The sequence below is a fragment of the Blastococcus sp. SYSU D00922 genome, from assembly GCF_054050495.1.
In genome coordinates this window covers 1-15297 of the sequence record NZ_JBJGZL010000018.1, presented here as the reverse complement: position 1 = coordinate 15297, position 15297 = coordinate 1, and the positions used below count along the sequence as shown (strand labels likewise).

Genomic DNA, 15297 nt, shown 5'->3' with positions numbered 1-15297 from the left:
GGATCTAGGACAGACTTCCGGCGACGCCCACCCGGACCGTCTTCGCTGCGAGGGAGTAGCTCGGCTTGCGTACTGAGATGGACCGAGGGGCGGCGGCCCGCCGCCGCACCACGTTCGCAGCGCTTGCCTTCCGGGCCAAGTCGAAGACGCTCCGGCGTCGCAGCGGCGCGTTCCTCGCGGAACTCATGCACCAGCAGACGTTGCCGCCCGAGCAGCTGCGCGAGCTGCAGTGGGAAAGCGCCACCCGCATGCTGAGCTGGGCCACCGAGAGCACCGGCTTCTACCGGAAGTTCTACGCCGACCACGGCGTCGAGGTGCCCGCCATCCGCAGCTGGGACGACTGGGACGCCATCCCGACCATCGATCGCACCGTGGTCAAGGAGAACTCGGCCGCGTTCGAGTCCACGGAGGCCGGGCCACGCACGGTCAGAGCGGCCAAGACCGGCGGCAGCACCGGGCAACCCCTGCAGACCAAGCACGACTCCCGGGTCCCGACGCTCGCCCTGGCATGGCGGATGTACTCCTGGTGGGGGATCGAGCCCTGGGACGACCTGGCGCGCGTGGGCCGGTGGGGCTTCGGCCGCATGGACAGCCTGAAGAACGGGGTGCAGTGGTGGCCCAGCCGCCAGACGTACCTCGACGCCGGCCTCATGAGCCCCGAGTCGATGGCTTCGTTCCACCAGCGGATCCGCGCGATCCGGCCGGCGCTGCTCGAGGGCTACGTCGGCTCCATGCTCGAGTTCGCCGACTTCCTCGAGGAGTCCGGGCTGGAGACGCCGCCGCTCACCGCGGTCGCCACGACGGCGGCCCCGCTGACGACGTCGGTGCGCCGGCGGCTGGAGACGTTCTTCCAGGCCCCGGTCTACGACGAGTACCGGGGCTCGGAGTTCGGCTGGATCGCCGGTGAGTGCAGCGCGCGCAACGGCCTGCACACGTTCGCCGACGCCCGCTTCGTCGAGGTCGTCGACGAGCACGGCCGCCGGCTTCCTCCCGGTGAGGTGGGCGAGCTGGTCGTCACGGACCTGACCAATCGCGTGTTCCCGCTGATCCGGTACCGGCTCGGTGACCGCGGCGCCATGGTGGACACGCCGTGCCCGTGCGGGGTCACCCTCCCGCTGATGAGCCAGCCGGAGGGTCGGTCCACGGACATCATCCGGCTGCCCAGCGGCAGATCGATCGGTCACCGGCTCATGGGCATGTTCGGCGGCCACCCCGACAGCGTGCGGCTCTTCCAGATCCACCAGAGGGCCGATTACTCGATCGTCGTGCGGGTCGTCCTGGGCGCGGGCCCGGACAGTGCGCAGCACGTCGAGACAGCCGTCGAGGCACTCCGCCAGCGCGTCCAGGACGAGGTACCGATCACGACCGAGTACGTCGACGGGCTGCCGTTCACCGGCGGCAAGGTGAAGTACGTGGTCTCCGACCTCGCGCCGGCGACTCCCCCGGCCCCCACCGGTTCCGGGGAACCGACCGCGCCGGCGACCTGACGCCCGCACCGTCTGCCGGGAACGCGGCAGGGGGACGGCGACGTGCGTCGCCGTCCCCCTGCCGCTGTGACTGTGGAGGTCAGTCGACCCTGCGCGCCTCCAGCGCCGACAGCTGGACCGTCACGTTCCCGGTCGCGTTCGCGGCGAGGTAGGCCATGGCGCCGATGCCGCCCGAAGCCTGCAGCGAGGCGGTCGAGTCGGTGGCCGTCAGCGTCCACGCCCCGGTCGGCTCCGGCGACGAGGCCGGGGAGATCCGCGCGCTCAGCTCCGTGGCGCCCGTGCCGGTCACCACGAGGCGGACCCGCAGCGGCGTCCCGGGGACGTAGGCACCGCCCGGCAGGACCACCTCGCGGCCGAGGACCACGTCGCCGCTGCCACCGGAGACCCGGGTGAGGCCGGCGTACACCGTTCCGTTGGCCTGGAAACGCAGTCGCACGCGGTACTCCTCACCAGCCGCCACGCGCCGGCCGGTGACGAGGACGTTCACCCCGCTGCCCGTCGGCGCCTGGGGAACGTTGACGGTGGTGACCACGTCGATCCTGGTCTCGGCCAGCTCCGTCAGGTACGACCCGGCCTGCCTGCCCGGCTCCAGGGCGAACGACGCCACGCCGTCGGCCACCGACTGGCGGATGGCGGCGTACACCGCCGTCCAGGCCCCACCGACATCGGCGGTCCCGAGTCCACCGGTGACCGTGCGCCCGAAGGCGTCGGCGGCGACGACGACCGGCGCCTTGACCGTCACGTCCTCGACGACCGTGGCCGTGCCGCCGCGGTTGTCGGTCACCGTCAGGGTGACGGGGTAGGTGCCGTCGGCCGCGTAGGTGTGCGTGGCCGCGGGGCCGGTCGCGGTGACACCGTCGCCGAACGCCCAGGCGTAGGCGACGATCGCGCCGTCCGGGTCACCGGAGCCCACCGCGTCGACCGAGATCGTCCGCGGGTCCACGGGGTCGGCGGTGACGTTCACCGTCGCCGTCGGCGGCACGTTCGGCGGCTGCGCCACCACTGTCACCGGCGCGCTGGTGCTGGTGCTCGCCCCCGCGTCGTCGGTGACGGTCAGCGTGACGGTGTAGGTGCCGGCGGCGGTGTAGCCGTGCCGCGGCGCGACGCCCGTGCCGGTCGTGCCGTCACCGAAGTTCCACGCGTAACCCGCCACGCTGCCGTCCCGGTCGACCGAGCCGCTGGCGTCGAACGAGACGTCCAGGTAGTCCGCCGAGGACGTGAAGCGCGCCTCCGGCGCCACGTTCGACGGCTTGCCGGTGCTGCCCAGGCTGTGGTGGTTGGCCACCCGGTCGGCGGCCAGCGCCGTGGGGTACAGGGCGACGTCGTCGATCTGACCGGCGAACCACCCGTCACCGGACCAGCTGCGGTCGCCACCCACGCGGAAGTACGCGTTGTAGGCAGTGCCGGTCGTCGTGTCCGTGCGGGTGCCCACCAGCTTGCCGTCGAGGTACAGCGCCATCCCGGCCGGGCTCAGCGACGCAGCGACGTGGTGCCACTTGCCATCGGCGTAGCTCGTCGTCGTGGCGACGGTCCGCCGCAGGTTCGAGTCCACACCGAAGACCACCCGGCCGTTCCCGTCCAGGTAGACGTGCCGGTCGTAGACGCTGCTCTGGCTCGTCCTCGAGTTGCCGAAGCCGAGGATCTTCCCGCCCTTCTGGTCGGTGGTCCTGAACCACGCCTCAGCGGTGAAGGTGTTCGGAGCGGCGACGGCCGTCTGCGAGTAGGCGATCCCGCTGCTCCGCCCGCCGAAGGTGTACGCGGTGTCGCCGTCACCGAGCAGAGCGCCGGTGGCCTGGACCGTCACGCCGGATCCGACGCCGAGATCGGTCGCCCCCGCGTTGTCGAACGCCGTGCCGCGCTGCCGTTCGTTCAGCGGCCAGTAGTTCTGCGCGCCGTCGGCCCGCACGGTCGCGGCGTAGGTCCGCGGACCGCTGCCCGCGGCCACCGTGACGCTCGCGGCATCGGAGGTGACGACGTTGCCGAACGGGTCGGTCGCGGTCACGACGTAGGAGTGCGTGCCGCCGGCCAGGCCCGTGTCGGTGAACTGCATCGTGGGCCGGTTCCACCACGTCGAAGCCCGGACCATCGTGGCAACCGGGGTCGCGCTCCCGTCGCGGTAGACCTTGTAGGTCAGGTTCTCGTTGTCCCGGTCGCTCGTCGCCCGCCAGGACAGTCGCGTCACCCCCGCGGTGACGGCGGACACCGTCGGCGTGAGGTCCGTGACGGCGTCCGGGCCGATCTTGTTCGGCGCGACGCTGCTGGTGGCGAACCGGACCAGGCCCTGCTGGCCGACCTGGTTGACCCGGAGGAACTCGCCCGCGTAGACGACGTACTCGCCGGTGCCGGCGACGCTCCAGCCCGCCTGCCCCTGACCGGTGTAGGTGCCGGGGGTCATGGCGGGGAACCAGTTCTGCAGCGCGGGGGCCGGGGCGCCGCGGAATGCGCCGTTGCCCAGTGCACTCGTGCCGACCTTGCCCACGGCAGCGATGCTGTAGGCGACCGAGTACCGGTGCGTCCGGGGGTTCTGCTCGGGGTAGCCGCCGATGTTGCTGCAGTCGTGCGGGTGGCCGGCGACGTAGAGCGCGCCGCCCATCGCGTGACTGGAGTACGTGTCGCCTCGGCAGTCGTCGATCGCGAGCACGTTGCCGCCGTCGGCGGTGACCTCGAAGAAGCCCTCGAGGTTGCCCGGGCCGTAGTAGTCGTACGTCGTGCCGAAGACGCGCGTGCCGTCGGTGCTCAGACTCGTGACGGCGGAGTTCACGCCCTGGTTGGTCAGCAGCTGGCCGATGGCGAACGGCCTCGTCGCGCCGGTGACGGCGTCGAGTGCGCCCACACCGGTCGACCGGACGCCGTTCAGGGTGTCGAACCGTCCGCCCGCGACGACCTGGCTGCCGCCGTTGGTGAGCACGAGCGAGGTGATGTCGTCGCTGGTGGTCGCGTTCAGGGTCGGGTTGTTGGGCACGCGGTTGCCGGAGGTCGAGCCGACACCCGGCATGGGCGCCCACGGCAGGACCGAGCCGTCGGCGGCGGACAGCGCCGCGAGGCCGTTGCGCTTCAGCGACCCCACGGCGGCGAAGTTGCCGCCGATGTAGACGGTTCCGCCGGTCGCGGCGATCGCGCGGACCTGCCCGCCCAGGCTGGGCCGGAAGTCCGGGACGAGCGAGCCGGTGGCGAGGTCGAAGGCGGCGATGCGGGTCCGCGGCTGGCCGTCGACGGTCGAGAAGTCCCCGCCGACGTAGAGGCGGCTGCCGTCGGGGGACGTGGCGACGACCATCGCCTGGGCGTTCAGGCTCGGCGCCCAGTCCAGCAGCGCGCCGGTCCGGATGTCGTAGGCCAGCAGGTTGTTGCGCGCGACCTCCCGCGTTCCGGCGGGTGCGCCGGCGGGGCGCGCCGTGGAGAACTTGCCGGCGACGTAGACGGTGTCGCCCACGATCACCTGCGACCAGGCGACGCCGTTGATCTGCGTGGTCGGCAACGCGTCGGCCGTCACGGTGACCGGCGTGGCCGGGTTCGCCGGGTCGAGCGGCGCGGAGTCGGCCCGGGCCGCGGGCGACGCGAGGACCAGCACCCCCGCAGCGAGCAGCAGGCTCGTGGTGCCGGCCGCCAGGCGCTTGGCGCCCTCGGTCCACAGTGCGTTCATCGGTGTTTCCCCCCGTGTGACAGACCCGGACGCCATCGCCTTCCGGCCTCGACTTCGAATACTAAGCGTGACGATCACAGAGGTTCCAGCGCTCACCTGTCACACGATGCGGTGATGACCAGCGTAAATCTCCGTTACGCGACCGAACCGTCCTCACTTGGAGTGAGGACGGTTCGGTCGTGAGGGCTTCCGCTCAGTCCAGCTTGCGGACCTCGAGGCCGGACAGCTGCACCGAGACCGGCGCGGTCGTGGCCGTCCCCGAGAGGTACGCCATCGCCCCGACCCCACCGGCGGCCTGCAGCGATGCGGTCGTGTCGCTCCGCGCCACCGTCCAGGTCGCCGGTTCCGGGTCCGACGCCTTCCAGACCCGCGCCTGCAGCTGCGTCGTGCCGGTGCCGGTCACGTTCATGCGCACCCTGAGCGGCGTCCCCGGCACGTAGGTGCCCGGCAGGGCCACCTCCGTCCCGATCAGGACGTCGGACGACGTGCCCGACAGCCGGGTCCAGCCGGCCAGCACCTGTCCGTTGGCCAGGAATCGCAGCCGCAGCCGGTACTCCTGGTTGAGGCCGACCCGCCGACCGGTGAGCAGCACGTTCACGCCACCGCCCGTCGGCGCCTGCGCGACCGTGACGGTGCTGGTCAGGTCGACCGCCGTCTGGCTCACCGAGTTCAGGTACGTGCCCGACTGCGTTCCGGCGGCCAGGGAGAACGCCGCCGTGCCGTTGTTGACCGACTGCCGCGACGCCGCGTAGAGCGACGTCCACGCCCCGCCGAGGTCCGCCGTCCCGAAGCCGCCGGTCACCGTCCGCTGGAAGGCGTCGGCCGCCACGAGCGGCGGTCCGGCCGGCGGCGCCGTCACGGTCACCTGGTTGGTGACCGAGTCGGTCGCACCGTCGTCGTCGGTCACCGTCAGGGTCACCTGGTACGTGCCCGCGCTGGCGTACTTGTGCGTCGCCGTCGCGCCGACCGCCGTGCCCGAGTCACCGAAGTCCCACGCGTACTGGGTGACCTGGCCGTCGCTGTCGGTGGAGGAGCTGCCGTTGACCGAGAGGTCCAGCCCGGTGGCCGACGAGGTGAACGCGGCCTCCGGCGCCTGGTTCGGCGGCGGCGCCGTCACCGACACCTGCTGCGTCACCGCGTTCGTGGCGCCCTTGTCGTCGGTCACCGTGAGGGTCACGTCGTAGGTGCCCGTGCCCGGGAAGGTGTAGGACGCCGTGGGCCCGCTGGCCACGCCACCACCCTGGAAGGCCCAGCTGTAGGCGGCGATGGAGCCGTCGTCGGTCGACGAGGTGCCGTCGACCTCCACCGTCAGGCCGCTGACCGTCGAGGTGAAGGCGGCCTGCGGTGCCGGGTTCGGCGGCGGGACGTTGCTCCCCAGCGTGAAGTGCTGCTGCACCTGGGCCGCCGAGAGGGCCGCCGGGTAGACGGCCACGTCGTCGATGACGCCCGCGAAGTACGGGGCCCCGGCCCAGCTGGAGTCCCCACCGATGCGCCAGTACCCGTCGTAGGGCTGGCCGGCGGTGATGTCGTTGCGCGCCTGGACCAGGGCACCGTCGATGTACAGCGCCTCGCCGGCCGGGCTCAGCGACGCCACCACGTGGTGCCACTGGCCGTTGTTGTAGCCCGGGTTGCTCGTGACGACGCTCGCCTGCCCGGTCCACACGCCGAAGACCAGCCGGCCGGACTCGTCCATGAAGACGTGCCGGTCGTAGTTGCTGCTGTTGTTGCCGGCCTGCTGGTTGCCGAAGCCGACGATCTTGCCGCCGGACGTCGACGTGGTCTTGAACCAGGCCTCGAGGGTGAAGACGTTCGGCCCCGGGGTCAGGTTCTCGGTGGACGCGCTCCCGGACTGCGAGCCGTTGAACGTGGCCGCCTTGTCGACGTCGCCCTGGATCGCCCCGTCGCTGCCTCGGGTGACCCCGGAGCGCACGACGAGGTCGTCGGCCCCGGCCAGGTCGTACCCGGTGCCGGAGGGCTCCCCGAGCCGCCAGTAGTGCGCGGCCCCGTCAGCGAGGACGGCGGAGGAGTAGGCGCCCCCCGTCGTGCCCGAGGACACCACGCTGATCGCCCGCGAGTACGTGGAGGTGGCGCCGCGGTTGTCGGTCACCGTCAGCGTGACCCGGTAGGTGCCCGGCGCGGCATAGGCGTGCGTGGTGGTCGGCCCGGAGCCGGTCGTCCCGTCGCCGAAGTTCCACGCCAGCGCCGAGATCGACCCGTCGACGTCCGAGGAGCCCCGGCCGTCGAAGCTCGCGGTCAGCCCGTTGGCCGAGGAGGTGAACGCGGCCGTCGGGGGCTCGTTGAAGGCCTCCCCGGTGCTGCCGACGACGAAGTGCCGCTGCGCCTGGCGCTGGGTCAGCGCCGTGCCGTAGACGGCCACGTCGTCGACCGCGCCGTCGAACCAGACGTCACCGGCCCACGCGTTGTCGCCACCGATGCGCCAGTAACCGCTGTAGTCCTGGGCGGTGGTGACGTCGCCCCGCTGCCCGGCGAGCTGGCCGTCGATGTACATGGCCATACCGGTCGAGCCCAGGGTGCCCACGACGTGGTGCCACTGGCCGTCGTTGTAGCGGGTGCCGTTGCCGACCGTCGCGGTGAAGCCCGGGTAGACGCCGAACTGCACGCGTCCGTCACCGCCCATGAAGATGTGGCGGTCGTAGTTGTTGCTGGTCCCGGTGTTCTGGTTGCCGAAGCCGACGATCTTGCCGCCGGAGGTCGACGTGGTCTTGAACCACGCCTCGACGCTGAACACCTGCGGCCCGGGGACCGCCGCGGCTGTCGCGGCCAGGCCGCCGGAGCCGTTGAAGGTGCCCGCCGTGTTGGAGGTGCCGGCCAGGGCGCCCGGGGTGCCCAGCGTGACACCGCCGTTCACGCCCAGGTCGTCGAAGCCGGCCTGGTCGTAGGACGTCGTGGCGCCCGCCGACTCGTCGAGCCGCCAGAAGTGCGCGGGGTTGTCGGCGAGGACGGTGTCGGAGTACAGGCCACCGCTGGCGGCGTTGTTCGACACCGTCACCGTGGCCGGGCCACGCATGGCGAAGTTGCCGAAGGGGTCGTAGGCGTACACGCGGTAGGTGTACTGGGCTCCCACGGTGAGGCCGCGGTCGACGAAGCCGACGGTCGGCCGGTTCCAGAAGGTGGAGGCGACGGTCGTCTCGTAGACGGGCGTGCTCGGCCGGTCGGCGCGGACCACCTTGTAGGTCAGGTTCTCGTTGTCGTTGTCGAACGTGGTCTGCCAGGAGACGCGCGCGGTGCCGGCAGAGAGCGACACGACGTTGGCGCGGAGCGCGTCGTTGTAGTCGGGGGTGACCTTGTTCGGCGCCAGGCTCGGGATCGCGTAGCGGACGAGCCCCTGCTGCGCGACGCCGTTGACCCGCGGGAACTCACCGCCGAAGACGACGTACTTGTCGTTCCCGGCGACGCTCCAGCCGGCCTGGCCCTGGTTGGTGTAGGTGCCGGGGCTCATGGTGGGGAACCACGGCAGCAGGTGCGCGGCGGGAAGGCCGCGGATCGCCGGCCCGAAGGTGTTCGGCCCGACCACGCCTTGGGGGGCGATGGTCACCGCGGTGGCGAACTTGTTGATCCGGGGGTTGAACTCCGGGAACCCGCCGATGTTGCCGCAGTCGTGCGGGTGGCCCGCGGTGTAGACCACCGAGGCGGTGGCGAAGGCCGAGTAGTGGTCGCCGTGGCAGTCGTTCATCGAGACGATGTTGCCGCCGTCGGCGGTGACCGCGAAGGAGCCCTCGAAGTTGCCCGGACCGTAGAAGTCGTACCCCGTGCCGTAGACGTTGGTCCCGTCGGTCGACAGGCTGTTGATCGCCGAGTTGATGCCCTGGTTCGTGATCAGCGTGCCCAGCGTGAACGGCCTGGTGGCGCCGGTGGCGGCATCCAGCGCTCCGACACCCGTGGCGTCTGCCCCGTTGAGCGTGTTGAACCGGCCGGCCACCACGATCTGGCTGCCACCGTTGGTCGCGACCATCGCCATCACGTCGTGGGTGAGCGTGGAGTTGTTCGTCGGGGCAGGGGCCGAGTTCTGGTCGGTGGGGCCGTCGCCGGGCTGCGGGGCCCACGGGAGGATCGCCCCGTTCGAGGCGTTGACCGCGGCCAGCCGGTTGCGGGCGTTGCCGCTGACCGACGCGAAGTTGCCACCGAGGTACACCGTGCTGTTCGTCGCCGCGATGGCGCGGACCTGGCTCGAGACGCTGGGGGCGAAACCGCTGATCAGCGCCCCGGTGACCGGAGCGATGGCGGCGACCCGGTTGCGGCCCACGCCGTTGACCGTGGTGAAGTCCCCGCCGACGTACAGGCGGGAGCCGTCGGGCGAGGCCGTGATGATCAGCGCCTGCGCGTTCAGGCTCGGGGCGAAGCTGGTGACCAGCTGACCGGTGTTGATGTTGTAGGCCAGGAGGTTGTTGCGCGCGACCTCCTGCGTGCCGGGCGCGGCCCCCGCGGGGCGGGCCGTGCTGAACCTGCCGGCCACGTAGACGATGTCGCCGAGGACCACCTGCGACCACGCGACGCCGTTGTGCTGCACGGTGGGCAGGGCGTCCGCGGTGACCGTGGCGGGCGTCAGCGGGCCGGGGGTCGTCGGCGCCGAGTCGGCTCGCGCCCGACCAGGCGTCAGCAGGGCGAGGACACCCACCACGAGGAGCAGGCCCATCACGAGGGCCACCGCTCGCTGCGACGCGGCCGTGTACCGAACAGTCATCGTGGTTTCCCCCGCTGGTCTGTGCACCCGTGCGTCGAGCGACGACGGAACTGGACAGCGGATACTAAGCGTGACGATTGCGGGCCCGCTAGGCCCTGTCCCCTCGCTCATCCGGAGGAATGACGGGTACATCGGGTGAATCTCGTGACGCTGCGTGATCAGGGAGTCTCAGCCCGCTGAGACTCACGCCAAAAACGAGGCAGATACCCGAAGACCGGCGTCCTCAATCGGAAGAGCGGAAATTTCCCGGGACTCAGACCGCGCCCGTGAAGAGCAGCAGCGGCGCTCCCGGCACGTAGCCGACCTCGATGGTCACCGAGTCGCGCTCGTCGGCGGGGACGCTGAACACGTAGATCCCCTCGGCGGAGTCGCCGGGTGCGAGCGTGCCGTTGAACGGTGCGCGAGATGCGTCCTCGAGCGGGGATGCCGGCGTGAGGTCCGTGCCGTAGTACATGTTCACCGACACGCCGTCGAGGGGAACGGCGTCGGCCGTCCCGTTCTCGATCCTGACGGTCACGCGGATCGCGGGGCCGGCGATGTTGCCGGGGCCCTGCGCGGAGCTCTCGATCTCCTCGATCGAGGGCAGCGTCGCCACGACCCCGTTGCCCACCTCGCCGCGCGCGTCGAGGGCCACCGGCGGCAGTGCGGGCGGCGGTGAGTTCAGGTCCGTCGGGCCGGGCGCGGGCGTCGTCCCCAGCGCCTGCCCGGTCGAGGAGGGCGAGGCGCTCGTCGACGGGCCGACCAGTGTCGGCGAGGCCGACGAGGAGGGGCCGTCGTCGTCGGAGCCGAGGGAGAGCACCAGCACCACGACGAGGGCGGCCACGACCAGCGCGGCCAACCCGGAGAGCAGCAGCAGGCGACGCCGGCGGGCGCCGTCCTGCGGGGCAGCGGTGTCCGGGGTCTTCGCGCTCACCGTCCGAGCTCTCCCATCTCGCGGAACCACTTCACCGAGGCCAGCACGAGGAACGCTCCTGTCGCGAGGAAGAGCAGCGAGTACACGGAGTAGAACAGCTCCGGGGCCCCGAGGAGCACGAAGACCAGGCACAACACGCCGTAGTCCGTCGGCGCCACGAGCAGCGAACGCAGCACGCTCGGCCGCTCCGCCGTCGGCTCGGTCCGCTTCACCGCACCGTGCTCCGCCCGCAGCGCGTCGTTGAGGATCATGCCGAAGAAGAAGACGGCGGAGACGAACGAGAAGCCGATCGGCACCAGCAGCAGCGGGCCGCGCTCGACGGTCTCGAACCGGTAGAACCCGATGAGCACCGCCAGGTGCAGGCTCGAGACCTTGGCCGCGTCGACCATGTGGTCCAGCCACTCGCCGGCCGGGGAGCCGCCGCCGCGCAGCCGGGCGAGCTGGCCGTCGGCCGCGTCGAACGCGTACCCCGCCACGAGGCAGGCGGTCACGCCGAGGCCCATCCCCCAGGATGGGGGCACCAGCGCCAGCATCGCGACGGCCGACCCGGTGAACGCGGCGCTGATCCCGGTCACGGCGTTCGGCGTGAGCCGGGCGTGGAAGGCCAGCGCCGCCAGGACGCGACCCAGCTTGCGGTTGACGAACCGCGAGTAGGCCGGAGCCCCCTTCGTCCCCTTCTGCGCGGACGACAGCCGTCGGAGCGTCTCCCCGAGACCCCCGGTCGGCGCAGTCGTCGGACGCGAGCTGGTCGTCGTCACGTCACTCTCCCGTACCGGCCGTGACGGCGGCCGTGCTGTCGTCGCTGCCGACCGGGCCCCGGGCTGCGCGGGTCTCCGTGGGCGCGCTGGAGCGGGTACCGGGCCGGTCCGATGTCGTCGTCCCGCGCCGCCCGCTGGGGCGGGTTCCCGGGAACTGCCGGGTGACGAGGCTGCGGACGAGGTCCTCGTAGCCGCTCGCCACGGTGTCCCAGTCGTACCGCTCGGCCAGTTGACGGGACCGCACGCCGGCCGCCGTCACGGCGGCGGGGTCGGCCTCCGCCGCCTCGATGGCGGCTGCGACGTCCGCGGCGGACCGGAAGTACCGCCCCGCCTCCTGCACGACCTCGCGGTTGAAGTCGACGTCGAAGGCGATGACGGCCGAACCGGCACCGATGGCCCGCAGCAGGGACGGGTTGGTCCCGCCCACCGAGTGGCCGTGCAGGTACGAGTAGGAGTTCGCGTAGAGCTGGTCCAGCTGGACCTGGTCCCACAGGCCACCGAGGAAGCGCACCCGCTCGTCGGCGAGCCCGTGGACCCGCGCGGTGTACTCGTCCGAGTAGGGAGCCGAACCGACGACGACCAGGGGAAGGGTCGCGCCGCTGCGCCGGTAGCCGTCGACGATCACGTCCACGTGGTTCTCGGGCTCGAAGCGGGCGACCACGAGGTGGTAGCCGCCCGGCTCGAGCCCCAGCGGGGACAACCGGTCGGCACCGGGGTCGATGAGCGGCGCACCGTAGGAGAGCAGCGACGTCGGGGCCCCGAACTCCGCCTCGTAGTAGTCGGCGATCCCCTGGGCGTCGGCGATGAGCAGGTCCGACCAGCGCACGGCCAGGGACTCGGCCATCCGGTAGTACCGGCGACCGGCCCCACCCCACTTGGCGCGCTTCCACTCCAGGCCGTCGACGTGGGTGGCCACGGGGATTCGCGCCGCACGGAGCGCCGGCAGCAGGGGGGCGTTGGCAGCGTTGAACACGATGGCGGCGTCGGTGCGGTGCGCGATGAGGTGCCGCACCGAGAGTGCTGTGTGGCTCAAGGTCTCCAGGGACCGCCTGCGGGCGGCTCCCAGGTGGACGAGCTCCATGCCGAGGTGCTCGACGGGGCGGTCCCCCCGCTCCCCCGGCGTGCTGCGGCAGTAGACGACCACCCGGTGCCCCCGGTCCGCCAGACGCCGACCGACCTCTTCCACCGCCGTCTCGAAGCCGCCATACCGGGCGGGGACACCCCGTGTCCCGACCATGGCGATGCTCATGCGGTTCATGTCGGATCCGTTCGATCGGGCGGAGAGGTGCGGCCCGGGGGCAGCGTTCCCTCGTCGGCGGAGCCGACCTGCGGAGAACGCTAGAGCGCCGACCGACCTCCTCGCTGCTGGTGCTAGCTCCCAGGGGTGAGGCCCGCGCGGCTCAGTAGGCCCCGGACCGGTCCAGCACGGCCCGGACGGTCTTGCAGAGGATGAGGAGATCGGCGGCGAGCGACCAGTTCTCGACGTAGCGGAGGTCGAGCCGGACGGCTTCCTCCCACGGGAGATCGCTGCGTCCGGAGACCTGCCAGAGCCCGGTCAGACCGGGCTTCACGAGCAGCCGGCGGCTGACGGAGGAGTCGTACCGCGCGACCTCGACGGGCAACGGCGGCCGCGGCCCCACCAGCGACATGGAGCCCGCCAGCACGTTGAGCAACTGGGGCAGCTCGTCGAGGGAGAGCCGGCGCAGCCACCGGCCGACCGACGTGACCCTCGGGTCCTCCCGCATCTTGAAGAGCAGCCCGTCGGAGATGTTGCCGTCCCTCAGCCTGTCGACCTGCCCGTCGGCGCCCACGACCATGCTGCGGAACTTCAGCATCGTGAACGGCTGCCCGTTGAGGCCGACCCTCTCCTGCCGGTAGAGCACCGGTCCCCGGCTGTCGATCCGCACGGCGACCGCGATCGCGATGAGGACCGGCAGCAGCACGAGGAGGGCCAGGGCCGCCACCGAGCGGTCCATGCCCCCCTTGACCATGCGCGACCAGCCCTCGAAACGAGGCTGTTCCACCGCCAGGAGCGGCAGCCCCTCGAACGGCCGGATGTGCAGGCGGGGGCCGGCGACCTCGATGAGGCCCGGTGCGACGAGGAGCTCCATCCCGGTGCCCTCGAGCTCCCACGAGAGGTGCCGCAGGTACTGCGCGGCGGTCTCGCTCGCCGAGGTGACGGCGATGGTGTCCGCCCCCAGCCGGGAGGCGAGGTCGACGACGTCCTCCAGACCCGCCACGGGGATGGTCGAGACCGCGGCGACACGGTCGCGGTCACCAGGGGTGACGCACAGCCCGACGACGTCCAGCCCGGCGTAGTTCTCGCGGCCGACCCGCGCGGCGAGCTCGAGCACCGCACCACCGCGGCCGACCACGATGACCCGCCGCGTGCAGTGACCGCGCGCCCGCAGCCGGCGCAGCTGCATGCGCGCCAGGTAGCGGCCGACCAGGGTGACCAGGGTGAGCACGGGAACCGCCACGACGACCAGCGCGCGGCTGAGCTCGAGGGCTGCCGCGTAGGAGATGAACCCGGCGAAGGCGAGGAGGGCGAAGCCGGCCCTGCCGACACGGCGGTACTCGTCGCTCCCGGTGCCGAACACGCGCTCGGAGTAGGCGCCCACCGCGAAGAGGACCAGCGGCCATGCCGGCACGAGGCCCACCGCGGCCCAGAACAAGGAACTCGAGCGGGGAACGTCCCCGCCGGCCGCGAGCACGACGCTCGCCCCGGCCGCCGCAGCAGCGAGGGTCTCGAGGACGAGCAGGATGACGGCGTAGCGGCGGACCCAGCCAGGAGTGCGATGCCCGGGCGCGGGCACCGGCGGAGCGGCGTCCGCGACCATCGATCCGTCGCGCGGCAGCGGGAGGTGGTCCAAGCCTTCGCGAACACCCGTCGGCTTGACCAACATCGTAGCCCCCCGTTTACGCTGTGTGATCACGCGGCCAGGGGCTACGTCGCGTCAACGACATCGAACTGCGCGTTTGCTCCACGTGGCCGCTTCACGGCCTGCTCACATTTACAGAGCGTTATCGGGGACGTCAACACATCGATGCGTGGGCTTCACCCCTTCGGAGGCAACGGCCGCCGGTCCCGGACGCACGCTCAGGTTCGCGCGTGGACCTCGTTCTGCGCCGCCTCGAGGCCCTTGACGAGGAGTGCCTCCAGCGCGTCGGCGGCCTCGACGAGGAGCAGGTCGAGCTCCTTGCGCTCGACGGCGGAGAAGTCCTTCAGGACGAAGTCGGCGGGGTCCTGGCGGCCGGGCGGGCGGCCGATGCCGACGCGCACCCGCAGGTAGTCCTTGGTGCCGGTCGACCGGGAGATCGACCGCAGGCCGTTGTGGCCCCCCTCGCCGCCGCCGCGCTTGAGCCGGACGGTGGCGAAGGGCAGGTCGAGCTCGTCGTGCACGACGACGAGGTCGTCGACCGGGAGGTGGTGGTAGTCGAGCAGCCCGCGGACGGGTCCGCCGGACTCGTTCATGTAGGTCAGGGGCCGGGCCAGGACGACGCGGCGCCCGGCCAGCCGCCCCTCGCCGGAGACGGCCCTCGAGCGGGCGCCCTTCCCCGGGGACAGCTTGATGCCGGCCCGCGAGGCCAGCTCGTCGAGGACCATGGCGCCGACGTTGTGCCGGTTGCCGGCGTAGCCGGGGCCGGGGTTGCCGAGCCCGACGACGAGGAAGGGCCCTTCGGAGGGCACGCCACCGGGGGGGGGGGGGGGGGGGGGGGGGCCCGGGGGGGGGGGGGGGGGGGTGGGGGGGGGGTGGTGGGGGTTTTTGGGCTCCTGTGCGCGGTCAAACAGCCAA

8 protein-coding genes are annotated in these 15297 nt (G+C 72.0%); 1 reads left to right on the top strand and 7 read right to left on the bottom strand.

The features are described 5' to 3' along the window. The first annotated feature begins 77 nt into the window (after positions 1-77). Positions 78-1487 carry a phenylacetate--CoA ligase family protein gene (locus tag ACI78T_RS19090; RefSeq protein ID WP_456559706.1) on the top strand — a complete coding sequence of 470 codons (1410 nt, stop codon included), beginning with the start codon at positions 78-80 and terminating at the stop codon, positions 1485-1487. 79 nt (positions 1488-1566) lie between these two features. Here the strand turns inward: ACI78T_RS19090 and ACI78T_RS19085 are convergent, their stop codons facing one another. The 7 genes from ACI78T_RS19085 to pth form a co-directional block, all read right to left on the bottom strand. After that, entirely contained in the window at positions 1567-5127 is a 3561-nt protein-coding gene (locus ACI78T_RS19085; protein ID WP_456559705.1) for a PKD domain-containing protein, read from the bottom strand. Positions 5128-5320: 193 nt separating this feature from the next. Then, on the bottom strand, positions 5321-9829 hold the full coding sequence (locus tag ACI78T_RS19080; RefSeq protein WP_456559704.1) for a PKD domain-containing protein: 4509 nt from the start codon (positions 9827-9829) through the stop codon (positions 5321-5323). 253 nt (positions 9830-10082) lie between these two features. Continuing rightward, on the bottom strand, positions 10083-10742 hold the full coding sequence (locus tag ACI78T_RS19075; RefSeq protein ID WP_456559703.1) for a hypothetical protein: 660 nt from the start codon (positions 10740-10742) through the stop codon (positions 10083-10085). Continuing rightward, positions 10739-11500 (bottom strand): CDP-alcohol phosphatidyltransferase family protein, encoded by a 762-nt coding sequence (locus tag ACI78T_RS19070; RefSeq protein ID WP_456559702.1) that lies wholly within the window; start codon positions 11498-11500, stop codon positions 10739-10741. Before ACI78T_RS19070 ends, ACI78T_RS19075 begins: the two co-directional genes overlap by 4 nt. A 1-nt stretch (position 11501) precedes the next feature. Continuing rightward, entirely contained in the window at positions 11502-12758 is a 1257-nt protein-coding gene (locus tag ACI78T_RS19065) for a DUF1972 domain-containing protein (protein ID WP_456559701.1), read from the bottom strand. Between the two features lie 142 nt (positions 12759-12900). Next, positions 12901-14373 carry a sugar transferase gene (locus tag ACI78T_RS19060; RefSeq protein WP_456559700.1) on the bottom strand — a complete coding sequence of 491 codons (1473 nt, stop codon included), beginning with the start codon at positions 14371-14373 and terminating at the stop codon, positions 12901-12903. A 227-nt stretch (positions 14374-14600) separates the two neighbouring features. Continuing rightward, the gene (pth, locus tag ACI78T_RS19055; RefSeq protein WP_456559699.1) at positions 14601-15191 is read right to left on the bottom strand and encodes an aminoacyl-tRNA hydrolase; all 591 of its coding nucleotides are present in this window, start codon (positions 15189-15191) and stop codon (positions 14601-14603) included. Between the last annotated feature and the right edge of the window lie 106 nt (positions 15192-15297).